This is a genomic window from Brucella pseudogrignonensis, from assembly GCF_031454375.1.
Taxonomy (GTDB): Bacteria; Pseudomonadota; Alphaproteobacteria; order Rhizobiales; family Rhizobiaceae; genus Brucella; species Brucella pseudogrignonensis_A.
Genome location: NZ_JAVDQT010000001.1, coordinates 194066 through 208261, shown reverse-complemented (window position 1 = coordinate 208261; position 14196 = coordinate 194066). Strand labels below are relative to the sequence as shown.

Here is a 14196-nt window from a genome sequence, read left to right as displayed (position 1 = left end):
AGCGTCGCAAATTTCAGAGCGTGACCGAAAACATAAATTAGCAGAAGCGTCTGGAGTATTCTGAGACGATGACGTCCCTCTGGAAAACCCTTTCGCGTTGGTTTGCGCGCCGTATGCCCAAAGGGCTGTATGCGCGCTCGCTCATCATCATCATCGCACCGATGGTGTTGCTTCAGGCGATCATTGCCTATGTGTTCATGGAACGTCATTGGCAAATGGTAACGGAGCGGCTCTCAACAGCTGTTGTGCGCGATATTTCTGCGATCATCGACACGCTGGAAACCTATCCGCAGGAACCCGGCTACGACAATCTCATCCGTATTTCGCAGCAGCGTCTGGGGCTTAATATCTCGATCCTGCCTCCGGACCCGCTGCCGCCGCCGGGGCCGAAGCCTTTCTTCGCCATTCTCGATTACTTCCTAAGCGAAGAAATCACCCGCCAGATCAATAGACCTTTCTGGGTAGATACCGTTGGCGATTCTGACCTGATCGAAATCCGCATCAAGCTTGAAGACAAGGTGCTGCGCGTCTTTGCTCGCCGCAGTCAGGCCTATGCATCCAATACCGGCATCTTCCTGACATGGATGATCGGCACCGCTCTTGTATTGCTAATTATCTCTATCGCTTTCCTGCGTAATCAAATCAAACCCATCCAGCAGCTTTCACAAGCAGCAGAGAGCTTTGGTAAGGGACGCCCCATGCCGGACGGTTTCCGACCGCATGGCGCGGAAGAAGTTCGCCGCGCAGGTATAGCCTTCATTCAAATGCGCTCACGCATTGAACGGCAGATCGAACAGCGCACCGCCATGCTTTCAGGCGTCAGCCACGATCTGCGAACCATTTTGACGCGCTTTAAACTGCAATTAGCGCTTACGGGCAATGCCATTGATACCGAGCCACTAAATCAGGACATTGCCGACATGCAGACCATGCTCGAAGGCTATCTGGCCTTTGCGCGTGGTGAAGGATCGGAAGAAGCAGCGACTTATGACGTCCGTCTGCTCTGTGATAAGCTTGCCAATGAAGCACGGCTGCGCGAGCGCGGTTTCCAGTATTCGATTGAGGGCGACAGCGAAGTCAATGTGCGTCCCAACGCGTTTTCGCGCCTTGTCAGTAATCTGGTCTCAAACGCTTTCCGTCACGCGCAGAATGTTGAGCTCGCTGTCACGCATGACGATGGCTGGCTGAAAATCGTCGTGGATGATGATGGGCCGGGCATACCCGAAGATCGCCGCGAAGACGTGTTCAAACCCTTTGTGCGCCTTGATGAAGCACGCACGCAGGATTCAGGCGGAACAGGCGGGCTTGGCCTGGCCATCGCACGCGACATTGCCAGAAGCCATGGCGGCGACATTGAACTGGAAAATGCTCCCAAGGGTGGCTTGAGAGCGATTATTCGTATTCCTGCCTAGCGCATCCCGAAAAGTGGGGACCGATTTTCGGATAAGATGCGCGGCAAAAAGTGTTAAACCTTGTTTAGCGCCTGTGCCGCAACATAACCCAGTGCTGTTGCTGCAAAACATGCAGCAAGCGAAATACCAACATTCAGCAAAGCACGTCCCGGCATCCCCGAACGCAGCAAATCAACGGTTTGCATACTGAATGAGGAAAAGGTGGTGAAGCCACCACAAACGCCGACGAGGAAAGCAACACGCCAGATTTCTGGCAGTTCAAAGCGGCTAGAAGCAATCGTCATTGCACCGAAAAACGCGATGGCAAAAGAGCCAATGATATTGACGACAATGGTGCTCCAAGGCAGATCGCGGCTGATCGGTGCCAACCACAGCGAAAACCAATAGCGCAACACGCTTCCAAGCGCACCGCCAATAGCGACAACAATCGTTCCCTGCATCTGCATATTCCAATGATGTTAAGTGCGTTGAGACTGCACCTAAAAGATCAGAATAATTTGACGCCGTCTTGAACTTTTTTATCGATTGCAGCGAGAACGACCTCGCCATTTTCATCGGGGAAGCCAAGTGTGAGCACTTCGGACATAAATGGCCCAATCTGACGCGGCGGAAAATTGACTACAGCCATGATTTGCCGACCGATCAGGTCCTCCGGCTGATAGTGCTTGGTAATTTGCGCAGACGACTTCTTAATACCGATCTTGTCACCAAAATCGATCTTCAGCTTGAAAGCTGGCTTGCGCGCTTCGGGAAATGGCACCGCTTCAACGATTGTTCCAGTGCGAATATCGACCTGCTCGAAATCGGCCCAGGTAATCGTTTCAGTTGCACTCATATCCAATCTCCCCACTCAGAAAAATCCCGGCAATTGAGCCGGGATCATAATTCATCATGCGCGTCCGACGGTTTCGAACAGAACGCTTTCCAGCGATTCACGCGCACTTACACCAGACCAGACGACAAACTGAAACGCCTGAAAATAGGTTTCGCATGCTTCCAGTGCCGCAGAAAGCAGCACTTCAACCTGACGGCTTGTCGGTTCAGCACCACCAGCAAGCAGAAGCGACTGACGATACATAATCGCACCTTCCTGCTGCCAGAGATCGAAATGGCCCATCAGAAGCTTTTCATTGATGAGCGACAGCAACCGCATCACTTCATTGACGCGAGGTTCAGCAACCTTGATGTCAAAGGCACAGGCCAGATGCAGCGCTTCAAAGTCCTCCATCCAGGAGAAAGAGATATGATAGTCAGTCCAGTTACCCGCTACCGAAATTGCAATTTCGTCGTCGCCAGTCCGCTCGAACGTCCAGTCGTTTGAATTCGCAACATGCTCTATCACATCCACCGGATGCGCGTCGCGTGCAAATTCAAGCTCAAGAAGGCTCATGTCCGTTTCCTGTTCTGCGAAGCGCCTCGAAAGGCACTTCCAAATTCCCGGCGCGCAAGTCACTGCTCGCCCGCGCCTCGCCCCGCACAAGACCAAGTGCAGAAAAAAGACACGAATTGATCGGTCGAGGAATCGACATGCTTTAAAAACATGCAACGCCTCAATGGCACACGCACATACGCAACTGATACTGGAAAGCAGCCTGAAGACGCGAAAACTAAAACTACAGCCCCTCGCCGCTGCCTACATGACCACATTACGAATCATGTAGTGTTTTCAGTCTATTGATGCTGAATCTGAACGCCAGCCCCTTTTGTCGAAAGAGGCATTAAAGCATGTGGAAATATGAGAAGGACAGGTCGGAACCCCTGCCTTAAGCGACTCTAAGACAAGGGTTTTTGGCACTTACGGCCTGTTAATAAAAAATTATGAATTATCTTTGGATTTCGCTGCTGCAGCAGAGGTTTTTGCCGTTTTTGCAGTCGAATCAACTTCAAATTTAGCAAGACGCGCTTCAAGTGCTTCGATTTTGACAAGCAAAGCGGCGTTTTCGGCGCGTGCTTTAATCGCCATTTCACGCACTGCTTCGAAGTCTTCGCGCTGCACAACATCAAGTGTGTTGAGCACGCGTTCGCTCTGCGAGCGCAAAGCAGTCTCGACTTCGCGGCGCACACCTTGCGCAGCGCCTGCCGCATCCGTCACAAGCTTTGCGAGTTCATCGAGAACCCGGTTCGATCCGCTGGTCATAGCTTTATTCCCTATTTCGATACGGTCTTGTTGAAAACCTCAATTTGAAATAGGGCCGTCTCGGTTCTGATGCAAGTGAAGCTGTATAAACGTGATGACTTGACCACTCAGATATCGTCGCGCATGGTCCGCCGGAAAATGGAGTTATTGAATTATGGAGACTTTGCAGTCTGCCTCTGGCCTCGCCTTTCCGAATATCGATCCGATAATCTTTTCGATCGGCCCGTTTGCCGTGCACTGGTATGGGCTAGGCTATGTCATCGGCATCATGTTCGCGTGGTGGTATGGCAAGAAGCTGCTTCGTAACCATCGCCTGTGGGCCAACAACCAGCCGCCGATGAAGCCAGAAGCGCTGGATGACTTTGTCATTTGGGCAGCGCTGGGCGTGGTCATCGGTGGACGCCTTGGCTATGTGCTGTTCTACAATCCCGCTTATTACTTCTCCAATCCGCTGGCCATTCCAGCTGTGTGGGACGGCGGTATGTCGTTCCACGGCGGCATCTTAGGCACCACGATTGCAATGATCTGGTTTGCGCGCTCACGCGGGATCAAGGTCTGGAGCATGTTCGATGTCGTGGCCGCTGGCGTACCTGTTGGCCTTGGCGTCGTGCGCGTGGCGAACTTCATCAATGACGAACTCTGGGGCCGTGTCAGCGACGTGGCATGGGCAGTGCGTTTTCCAAATGGTGGCGGTCTGCCACGTCACCCAAGCCAGCTCTATGAAGCATTCCTTGAAGGCTTAGTTCTGTTCTTTATTCTGTTCCTGCTCGTATGGGTCGGCAAGAAGCTGAAAGCGCCGGGCTTTATCGCAGGCACATTTGTTCTGGGCTATGGTCTCAGCCGTATCATTGTCGAGTTCTTCCGCGAACCCGATGCGCAGCTTGGTTATCTATTCGGTGGATGGCTTACCATGGGCATGATCCTGTCGCTGCCAATGGTGCTCATCGGTCTTTGGGCCATGTGGCGCGCCAACAGAGCCGCAGCAAAACATGCCTGAGGCAACACTGAAAGACCGGCTGAAACGGCTGATCGGCACCACAGGGCCGATCAGCGTGGCCGACTATATGGCGGCCTGCCTTGGCGACCGGGAACAGGGCTATTACACGACGCGCGAACCCTTCGGGCGCGATGGTGATTTCATCACGGCCCCGGAAGTCAGCCAGATGTTCGGCGAACTTATCGGCATCTGGTGCGTCGGCGTGTGGGATGCTCTCGGACGCCCAACCGATGCAGTCCTCTGCGAAATTGGTCCCGGCCGCGGTACATTGATGAGCGACATGCTGCGCACGATTACAAAGCTTGCGCCACAAATGGCAGCGTCTCTTCGTGTTGCCATGGTCGAAACCAGTCCGCGTCTTATCGAAAAGCAGAAAGAGAAGCTCGCGCCTCTTAATGCTGCCATCGAATGGTTCGAGCGCTTCGCGGATGTTCCAAACGGCCCGCTTATCCTCGTTTCTAACGAACTGTTTGACGCAATTCCATTCCGGCAGTTTGTGAAAGCCAATGGTCGCTTTGTCGAACGGCTGATCGCACTCAACGAACAAGACGAGTTTCAGTTCGTCAGCGGCGCTGCTGGCATTGACGCAGCACTCCTGCCCACAGGACATCAAACAGCACCCGAAGGCGCCATTTTTGAAGCAGCTCCCGCGCGCACCGCGCTGATGCAGGAGATTGCACAACGCATTGCTGCAACACGTGGTGCAGCGCTCTCCATCGATTACGGCCATCTGCAATCGGGCTTTGGCGACACGCTGCAAGCCATGCTGAAACATACCTATGATGACGTCTTCGCGCACCCCGGTGAGGCAGACCTGACCAGCCATGTTGATTTCGACATGCTGGAAAAAACTGCACGCAATTGCGGCTGCAAAACCGCAACCATGACGCAAGGCGATTTTCTGCTCGCCATGGGCCTCGTCGACCGCGCCGGTCGCTTGGGCGCAGGACGCGATGCTGCCTTTCAAGATAAAATCCGCAATGATGTCGAGCGACTGGCTTCTCCCGACCAGATGGGAACTCTGTTCAAAGTGCTAGCCATCAGCGATCCAAAGACGCCCATCTTTCCATTCGATGAGTCCTGACAAAGGCCACCGTCAAAAAGCTGCGATTGACAAGCCAACCAGCCTCCCCCACCATCCAGCCGTTTTGAAAAGAGAAAACCCATGACCGATAAGCCGCAACCGCTTCGCTCCCCCCTGCTGGATGGCCCTGCCGGAACAAACGGCAAGCGCATTGCGCATGGGTTTTTCACACGCAAAGGCGGCGTGTCAGATGGCATTTATGCAGGTTTGAATGTCGGCAGCGGCTCCAATGACGTGCCGGAACTGGTCACAGAGAATCGTCGGCGCGTTGCTGAAACGCTGGGTGTTGCATCTGACCACCTGATGACAGTGCATCAGGTTCACTCGCCTGATGTGATCTATGTCACCGAGCCATTAGGCACTCCACGTCCAAAGGCCGATGCCATGGTGACGAATATTCCGGGCATTGCAATTGGTGCTTTGTCGGCTGACTGCGGCCCGGTTCTGTTTGCCGATCATGAAGCAGGTGTTATCGGTTCCGCCCATGCCGGTTGGCGCGGCGCTTTCACCGGCGTTCTCGAAAACACCATTGAAGCGATGATTGAACTTGGCGCAAAGCGTGAGAACATCATTGCTGTGCTTGGGCCGACAATCGGCCCTGATAATTATGAAGTCGGACCGGAATTCTATGCAGAATTCACCGGTAAAGACGCATCTTTTGCCAAGTATTTTCAGCCTTCCGACAAGGAAGATCACAAGCTTTTCGATCTCTGGACCTTCATCACCGACCGCCTGACTGCCGCAGGCGTGAAGGCAGATGCGCTGCTTCAGTGTACCTATGCCGATGAAGACCAGTTTTATTCCTACCGGCGCACAACGCATCGCTCTGAGCCGGATTATGGTCGCCAGATTGCGGCAATCGCCATCATCAACGATTAGGAGATCTGTATGGCCCTTCACTTCGAGCCGGAAGAATTTGCCGCACGTCGCGACCGCCTGATCCTGAAGATGGAGGAAGAAAAGCTGGATGCAATCCTGCTGTTTGCACAGGAAAGCATGTACTGGCTCACAGGCTACGACACATTCGGCTTTTGCTTCTTCCAGTGTCTCGTGGTTAAGGCCGATGGCTCCACCGTTTTGATGACGCGCTCTGCCGATCTGAGACAAGCGCGTCACACATCGAACATCGAGAATATCGTAGTATGGACGGATCGCGACAACGCAAACCCGGCAATTGATCTGCGCAATATTCTCACCGAGCTTGATCTGCTCGGCACGCGCATCGGTATTGAATATCAGACACATGGCCTGACGGGCGCCAATGCCCGCAAGCTCGACGAACAGTTGCAGAGTTTCGCCAAGCTTTACGACGCATCCGGCATGGTGGACCGGCTACGTCTCTTAAAAAGCCCGGCTGAAATCGCCCTCGTCAAACGCGCAGCAGAACTGAGCGATGACGCACTGGATGCAGCCTTAAAACTTACCAAAGCTGGCGCCAGCGAAGCCGATATTCTCGCTGCCATGATGAGCGCCAACTTTGCAGGCGATGGCGACTATCCAGCCAATGAATATATCATTGGCTCCGGCGCAGACGCTCTTCTGTGCCGTTATAAATCCGGACGTCGCACACTTTCCGCCAATGACCAGTTGACGCTCGAATGGTCCGGTGTTTTCCGCCACTACCATGCGCCGATGATGCGCACCGTCATTATCGGCGAGCCGAAGCCGGAACACCATCAACTCTATGGTGCAGCACGCGAAGCGCTGGAAGCCGTTGAACAGGCCATGACACCAGCCTCCACCTTTGGCGACGTGTTTGACGCGCATTCTCGCGTCATGGAAGCCCACGGCCTCACCCGCCATCGCCTGAATGCTTGTGGCTACTCGGTCGGTGCGCGCTTCACGCCATCATGGATGGACCCGCAAATGTTCTATTCCGGCAATCCTGAAAGCATCCAACCGGATATGACGCTGTTTGCCCATATGATCATCATGGATTCAGACACACAAGCCGCCATGACACTAGGCCAGACTTACCTGACGACGAATGGTGCATCCGTACCGCTTTCACGGCATTCGCTCGACCTGATTGTCAAGTGAGCCGGGATGAGCGATAAACTCCATTCATAGTGCAGGAGTGGTCTGCACTTTCTGGAGCATGAAGCTGAACATGAACAAGGCTCATATTTCAATATTGCTGTTGCTGACTGGATTTCTAACCGCGTGCAACAGCACGGAATCCGCATTGAACGTGCAGGGTTCCAATCAGCAACCCGCACAAACCACCCAAAATACAACGACGCCAACACCTGCCCAGCCAGCAGCGACGACGCCAGCACAGACAACAACGCCGACCACCCCACCGGCACGCACAGCGTCTCTCAAGCCAGGCAAGCTTTACATTGCTCCAATCATCGGCGCGCCGGTCAATGTCGTGACGCCTCTCACCCACCGCATTAATGACGATGCGCGCGCCAAAGGTGTTGAGCTTGCGGGCAATGGCGGAGCCGATGCGGCCTATGTCATGAAGGGCTACTTCTCGGTTCTCTCCGAAGACAACCAAACCACTATTCTCTATGTCTGGGACGTCATGGATGCCTCCGGCAATCGTCTCCATCGTATTCAGGGGCAGGAAAAAGTACCGGGTGCGGCAGCAGACTCATGGAGCGTTGTCCCTCCTTCTGCCATGCAATCCATCGCCGATAAGACCATGCAGGAATATTCGAGCTGGCTTGCGGCAAATCGCGCATGAAAAATCAGTTGTGCGGCAAAAGACTGAAATCTTTCGCTGAATCATGGGTGCAGTCCTGTGGGAAAGCACTGTGACGTGCCTTTTTACTGCAATTGTGACCTCACAGGACTTGCAATGACGGTGACTCTTTGCAATAGGCCGCTCATTCGAGAAAACCTTGAAAGCTGCGGCACTTGACACGTTGTGAAAAAGTACGCGGCTTTAAAGTTTTTAAAGGATGATACAGCGAAGTCGGACCTGTTTCCGTTTCGCTTGAAATCAGAGATCACGTCCGTTTCACGGACTTTTTGCGACAGAACGAAACTGCTCCGGCTTCAGAGGCAAAAAGAATGAAACTTTTCGCAGGCAATTCCAACCGGGTTCTTGCTGAATCCGTTGCTAAACATCTCGACATTCCGCTTGGCAAGGCCACTGTGCGCCGCTTCGCTGATCAGGAAATCTTCGTAGAGATTCAGGAAAACGTGCGCGGCGAAGACGTATTCGTTCTGCAATCGACCTCCTACCCAGCAAACGACAATCTGATGGAACTGCTGATCATGATCGACGCCTTCCGTCGTTCATCAGCACGCCGCATCACAGCCGTTCTGCCTTATTTCGGCTATGCCCGTCAGGATCGTAAGCCAGGCCCACGCACGCCAATCTCGGCAAAGCTGGTTGCTAACCTCATCACCGAAGCCGGTGCAAACCGCGTTCTAACACTCGACCTGCACGCAGGTCAGATTCAGGGCTTCTTCGATATTCCAACCGACAACCTCTATGCGGTTCCGGTTATCGCACGCGATGTTAAGGCCAACTACCCGACCGGCAATTGCATGGTTGTTTCGCCAGACGTCGGCGGTGTGGTTCGCGCCCGTTCGCTGGCAAAACGCATCGATGCACAGCTCGCAATCGTTGATAAGCGTCGTGAGCGTCCGGGTGAATCGGAAGTCATGAACGTTATCGGTGACGTGACCGGCAAAGATTGTCTGCTGTTCGACGACATCGTTGATTCCGGCGGTACGCTCTGCAACGCAGCCGAAGCTTTGCTTTCCAAGGGTGCGAAAAGCGTTACCGCTTACATCACCCACGGTGTTCTGTCGGGTGGCGCGGTTGCCCGTATCGCTTCGTCGAAGCTCAAGGAACTGGTCATCACCGACTCGATCCAGCCAACGACCGCGATCAACGATGCACCGAATATTCGCGTTCTGTCGATCTCCAGCCTGATTGGTGAAGCGATTGCGCGCACCGCGGCTGAAGAGTCGGTTTCAAGCCTGTTCGATTAATCTAATTAGAATGCCGAGACATGCCGCAAGCAGTAGCACCAGCGGCATGTTAAGCTTCAAAACGATAAGCAATAATGCCGCCGCGCCTGCAATCAGGACGGCGGCATTATCTATTGTGCTGACATCTGGCAGCGGCAGACTGAAAAAGCCGACCTGATGATCGACTACTTTGCCAAACAGCACATGCAGCGAAAACCAGAGCGCCAGATTGGCGATTACGCCAACAACCGCAGCCGTGATCCCGCCAAGCATAGCGGATAGCCAGCGCAATTGACGCAAGCGCTCCACAAACGGCGCGCCTGCCAGTATCCAGAGAAAGCACGGCACAAAGGTAAACCACAGCGCAATCAGCCCTCCGAATAAACCGCCCAACAGCGGCGGCAGGCCGGACAGATTGGCAGCGCCCACAAAGCCGACAAACACCAACACGAGGATCAGCGGCCCCGGCGTGGTTTCAGCAAGCCCTAGCCCCGTCAGCATCTCGCCGGGCTGCATCCAGCCAAAGTAATCCACCGCCTGCTGCGCGGTATAGGAAAGCGCTGCATAGGCTCCACCGAATGTCACGGCCGCAAGCTTTGAAAAAAATGCTGCTTCCGCTGTAAACACATGCTGCCCGCCAAAGATCAGATAAAGTGCAACGAGTGGCACAAGCCACAATCCGCCCCAGATCAGGGTTTGCAGCGAGAGTTCGCGAAATGCATTGGGCGCAGCATGCGCGACACTAATGCTCGCTGCTCCACCTCGCAGCAAATGGCGCAAACCACCTGCAAGCGCTGCAATTACCACGACAATTGGAAAAGGAAATTTCAGAAATGCAATCGCAACAAAAGCGGCAATTGCTACCGCATAGGAAAAGCCAGAAGCCAATGTGCGCTTGGCCATCCGGTAGAGTGCTTCGAACACAATCGCCAGCACAGCAGCTTTCAGGCCGAAAAGAAGTCCCGCAACAATATCAACATGGCCAAAGGCGACATAAAGTGCTGACAAAGCCAGCATAACCACAGCACCGGGCAGAACAAACAAAAGACCGGCCAGCAATCCGCCGCGCCAGCCTTTCACCACCCAGCCTGCATAGGTCGCGAGCTGCATGGCCTCCGGCCCCGGTAACAACATGCAGAAGTTCAGCGCATGGATCAGTCGCTCCTGATCCATCCAGCGCTTTTCATCGACCAAAACACGTTGCAACATGGCAATCTGCGCGGCAGGTCCACCGAATGACAAAAGCCCAACTTTGCCAAAAGTGATAAATAACTCTCTGAAATCAGGCTGCGGCTCTGTCGTCATTCTTGCTCTCTGTAAAATCCTCCCAGCAGTTGCCGAGGATCATTACAGGCTCATGACAGTTTGCACAGAACCGCTTTATTCAGCAGCGGTTGCCTCCTCCGCCTGATCATCGGGAGCATTTGGATCGCCAGGAGCCGTCTCGCATTGGAGATCAGGAAAGTTGACGATACGCAAACCTTTGAAATCATTGCGTACAACCAACAGACCACGCTCTTCGAAATAGGTCAGCAAGCGACGCGCACGGCTCAAAGAATGCGTACCATAGGCACGCGCAAGCGCCGCATCCGACGGGCAAATCGCGCCTGTCACCGCTGCCTGTGCGACAATCAGAAACACGCCTTGCACGTCATCTGTGAGGCTTTCGGAAAGAGCCAGCGCCTTCTGCCATGTCTCGCCAGTCGCTACATCGCTCTCAATGCTCGCTTGTGCAACGGCAAGACGACGACGGAAGGCTGGTAAAGCAAGCGGTTCACCCGGAACGCGGTGAATGCGGCAGCGCACAAGAAAATCCTGATAAAGCACCGCAACCGAACGGAAGGACGCTTCGGGATCATCAACGATCTCGCGCATCACCTTCTCAAGCAGGCTGTCACGCTCGGCTTCCACGATTCCGGGAAAAAGTGGCGCTTCAACCGGCTCCGCTTCCGGCTTGGGCTTTGCCACCTGTGCCAGAATTTCTGCCGTCGATGGCGGCGGAGGCGGCGGCGGTGTGCGACGTACAACCGTACGGATTTCTTCCGGCGCAGGCGTAAAAATCAGATCGCGCGCATCTTCCGGTGCATCTGGCAAAGGCATCAGCTTTGGCGACGACGAACGCGCAGAGGTTTCGACCTTGCCGATCTTGATTGGCAACGGACGGCGCGACAAAGCAGGTCCGAGCGCAATGAAATGACCGCGTTGCAAATCGCGGAACTGCTCAGCCTGCTTGCGTTCCATACCAAGAAGATCAGACGCACGCGCCATATCAATGTCAAGGAAGGTACGGCCCATCAGGAAGTTCGACGCTTCCGCAGCCACATTCTTGGCAAGCTTTGCAAGGCGCTGTGTGGCAATCACACCGGCAAGGCCACGCTTACGACCACGACACATGAGGTTTGTCATAGCACCGAGCGAGAGCTTGCGCGCTTCGTCAGACACTTCACCGGCAGCGGCAGGCGCAAAAAGCTGCGCTTCATCGACCACAACCAGCATCGGATACCAGTAATCGCGCTCGGCATCGAACAGACCACCAAGGAAAGCTGCGGCGGCACGCATCTGCTGCTCGACATCCAGACCTTCAAGGTTCAGCACAACCGATACACGATGTTGACGAATACGGCTTGCAATACGGGTGAGTTCGGCTTCCGAGCGGGCAGCATCGACAACCACATGGCCATGAAGATCAGCAAGCGTTACGAAATCGCCTTCCGGATCGATGATGCATTGCTGCACCCATTGCGCGCTCTGCTCGAGCAGGCGGCGCAAAAGATGCGACTTGCCGGACCCTGAATTGCCCTGCACCAGAAGACGGGTTGCGAGAAGCTCTTCAAGATCAAGCATGGCCTGCTTGCCACCACCAAGCGCCGCTGCCGAGGCAGAACCGCTTCCAGCAACAGAACCCATGTCGATACCGACCTGCATCTCGTTTCCTTTATTTTGTGAATCTTGCGACGACTCGGCAGATAACCTACGATCAGTCGGGCATCCGCTTAACATTTTTGACGCGACCAATGCCACCCGTTAAGACAAAAGCCCACAGAAGCTGTGGAACGGGTTGCATGAAAAGCCCCTTTGTTCTATAGCACCGCCATCCGCGTAGACACCCTTGGAGGCAACGCGGAATGGATCGGTCCGGTCTTTCACCTTGTGGAAGGCGTTACGGGCTGTTTCATGTCGTTTGCTGAATCAAATCAAAAACGACACTCCAGTAACTTTGAAAGGTAATGCCATGAGCGATACTTACGTGCTCAAGGCCGATCTGCGCAGCCGGGTTGGTAAGGGGTCCTCCCGCGAACTTCGCCGCAACGGCCTAATTCCTGCAGTCATCTATGGCGACAAGCAGGAGCCAATCTCGATTGCTGTTTCCTATAAGGAAATCTTCTACAAGATTCACGGCGGCGGCTTCAAAACCACTGTTGCTACGATCGAAGTAGACGGCAAGAAGATTCAGGTTCTCCCTAAGGACTACCAGCTGGATCCAGTTCGTGACTTCCCACAGCATGTTGACTTCCTCCGCGTTTCCGCGAAGTCGGTTGTCCATGTCAACGTTCCTGTTCACTTCAAGAACGAAGAAGCAGCACCGGGCATCAAGCGCGGCGGCGTTCTGAACATCGTTCGTCACGACGTTGAACTGATCGTTCCAGCAAACGCAATTCCAGAAGCTCTGGAATTCGACCTGACCGGTCTCGAAATCGGCGACTCGGTTCACATTTCGGCTATCAAGCTGCCGAAGGGTGCAACTGCTGCCATTCAGGACCGCGACTTCACGATTGCTACCATTGCTGCACCTGCCGGCCTCAAGTCGGAAGAAAATGCAGAAGGCGAAGCAACGGACGGCGAATAATCGCTTTCCGCATAAGAGGGTCAGAAAACCATGCTGCTCATCGCAGGACTTGGCAATCCCGGCCCTCAATATGCGCGTAACCGACACAATATCGGTTTTATGGCGGTGGATGAAATATTCCGCCGCCATAGATTTTCCAACTGGCAGAAGAAGTTCAAAGCCGAAATCGCCGATGGCGTGATTGACGGCGAAAAAGTGCTTCTCATCAAGCCAATGACCTTCATGAACCTCTCCGGCCAGTCGATTGGCGAAGCGATGCGCTTCTACAAGCTGACCTCTGCTGATCTCGTAGTGATTTACGACGAGCTTGATCTTGCGCCTGCAAAGCTGCGCATCAAGACAGGCGGCGGTTCTGGCGGCCATAACGGTATCAAATCCATCGACGCCCATGTGCAGACGTTCGACGGTGGCAAAGACTATCGCCGCATGCGTCTTGGCATCGGGCATCCCGGCGCGAAGGAACTGGTGCACAATTACGTCCTTGGCGACTTAGCTAAGGTCGATAGTGAATGGCTGGATAAGTTGTTCGGCGCCATTTCCGACAACATCAGCTTACTCGCTAAAAAAGAAGACAACAGCTTCATGAATCGTGTGGCAGTTGCCATGGGCGACGGCAATCAGCGTCCCAGTGGATTCAAGGCTGATCCTGCACAGGCAGCAAAAGCGCCGCCAAAGGCACAGAGCCATATTCGGCAGGCGCGTCAGAACGCTGCCAAGCCAAATATTCCGGCAAGTGGTCCAATGGCTGAAATGCTGAAAAAGCTGCTTGGCAAGAAGGACTAGACC

The 14196-nt window shown here is 54.2% G+C and carries 15 protein-coding genes; 9 read left to right on the top strand and 6 right to left on the bottom strand.

Annotation, left to right across the window (positions count from 1 at the left end; all coding sequences use genetic code 11):
* Positions 1-68 precede the first annotated feature (68 nt).
* Positions 69-1412, top strand: coding sequence for an ATP-binding protein (locus J2782_RS00995; RefSeq protein WP_310009754.1), 1344 nt, complete (start codon positions 69-71; stop codon positions 1410-1412).
* 53 nt (positions 1413-1465) lie between these two features.
* Here J2782_RS00995 and crcB read toward each other — a convergent pair whose 3' ends face one another.
* The 4 genes from crcB to J2782_RS00975 form a co-directional block, all read right to left on the bottom strand.
* Entirely contained in the window at positions 1466-1858 is a 393-nt protein-coding gene (gene crcB, locus J2782_RS00990; RefSeq protein ID WP_404989583.1) for a fluoride efflux transporter CrcB, read from the bottom strand.
* Between the two features lie 41 nt (positions 1859-1899).
* Positions 1900-2247 (bottom strand): tRNA-binding protein, encoded by a 348-nt coding sequence (locus J2782_RS00985; RefSeq protein ID WP_310009752.1) that lies wholly within the window; start codon positions 2245-2247, stop codon positions 1900-1902.
* A gap of 54 nt (positions 2248-2301) precedes the next feature.
* The gene (locus J2782_RS00980; protein ID WP_250038779.1) at positions 2302-2802 is read right to left on the bottom strand and encodes a type III secretion system chaperone family protein; all 501 of its coding nucleotides are present in this window, start codon (positions 2800-2802) and stop codon (positions 2302-2304) included.
* Between the two features lie 426 nt (positions 2803-3228).
* Positions 3229-3549 carry an accessory factor UbiK family protein gene (locus J2782_RS00975; protein WP_310009751.1) on the bottom strand — a complete coding sequence of 107 codons (321 nt, stop codon included), beginning with the start codon at positions 3547-3549 and terminating at the stop codon, positions 3229-3231.
* 151 nt (positions 3550-3700) lie between these two features.
* Between J2782_RS00975 and lgt the strand changes: the two genes are divergently transcribed.
* The 6 genes from lgt (at position 3701) to J2782_RS00945 (ending at position 9584) form a co-directional block, all read left to right on the top strand.
* Positions 3701-4546, top strand: a complete 846-nt coding sequence (lgt, locus tag J2782_RS00970; RefSeq protein ID WP_310011026.1) for a prolipoprotein diacylglyceryl transferase — start codon at positions 3701-3703, stop codon at positions 4544-4546.
* The gene (locus tag J2782_RS00965; RefSeq protein WP_310009750.1) at positions 4539-5630 is read left to right on the top strand and encodes a class I SAM-dependent methyltransferase; all 1092 of its coding nucleotides are present in this window, start codon (positions 4539-4541) and stop codon (positions 5628-5630) included. Before lgt ends, J2782_RS00965 begins: the two co-directional genes overlap by 8 nt.
* 81 nt (positions 5631-5711) lie before the next feature.
* Positions 5712-6509: a peptidoglycan editing factor PgeF gene (gene pgeF / locus J2782_RS00960; RefSeq protein ID WP_310009749.1), complete on the top strand. Its 798-nt coding sequence runs from the start codon at positions 5712-5714 to the stop codon at positions 6507-6509.
* A 9-nt stretch (positions 6510-6518) separates the two neighbouring features.
* Complete coding sequence (locus J2782_RS00955) at positions 6519-7670, top strand: M24 family metallopeptidase (RefSeq protein ID WP_310009748.1); 1152 nt, start codon at positions 6519-6521, stop codon at positions 7668-7670.
* Between the two features lie 58 nt (positions 7671-7728).
* Complete coding sequence (locus J2782_RS00950) at positions 7729-8322, top strand: hypothetical protein (RefSeq protein ID WP_310009747.1); 594 nt, start codon at positions 7729-7731, stop codon at positions 8320-8322.
* Between the two features lie 329 nt (positions 8323-8651).
* Positions 8652-9584, top strand: coding sequence for a ribose-phosphate pyrophosphokinase (locus tag J2782_RS00945; RefSeq protein WP_250038773.1), 933 nt, complete (start codon positions 8652-8654; stop codon positions 9582-9584).
* Here the strand turns inward: J2782_RS00945 and chrA are convergent.
* Both chrA and J2782_RS00935 read right to left on the bottom strand, forming a co-directional pair.
* The gene (gene chrA / locus J2782_RS00940; protein WP_310009746.1) at positions 9567-10868 is read right to left on the bottom strand and encodes a chromate efflux transporter; all 1302 of its coding nucleotides are present in this window, start codon (positions 10866-10868) and stop codon (positions 9567-9569) included. The genes J2782_RS00945 and chrA overlap by 18 nt on opposite strands.
* 75 nt (positions 10869-10943) lie before the next feature.
* Positions 10944-12488 (bottom strand): helicase HerA domain-containing protein, encoded by a 1545-nt coding sequence (locus J2782_RS00935; protein WP_310009745.1) that lies wholly within the window; start codon positions 12486-12488, stop codon positions 10944-10946.
* Between the two features lie 307 nt (positions 12489-12795).
* Between J2782_RS00935 and J2782_RS00930 the strand changes: the two genes are divergently transcribed.
* Positions 12796-13410 (top strand): 50S ribosomal protein L25/general stress protein Ctc, encoded by a 615-nt coding sequence (locus tag J2782_RS00930; RefSeq protein WP_310009744.1) that lies wholly within the window; start codon positions 12796-12798, stop codon positions 13408-13410.
* A 30-nt stretch (positions 13411-13440) separates the two neighbouring features.
* Entirely contained in the window at positions 13441-14193 is a 753-nt protein-coding gene (pth, locus tag J2782_RS00925; RefSeq protein ID WP_310009743.1) for an aminoacyl-tRNA hydrolase, read from the top strand.
* Positions 14194-14196: the final 3 nt, after the last annotated feature.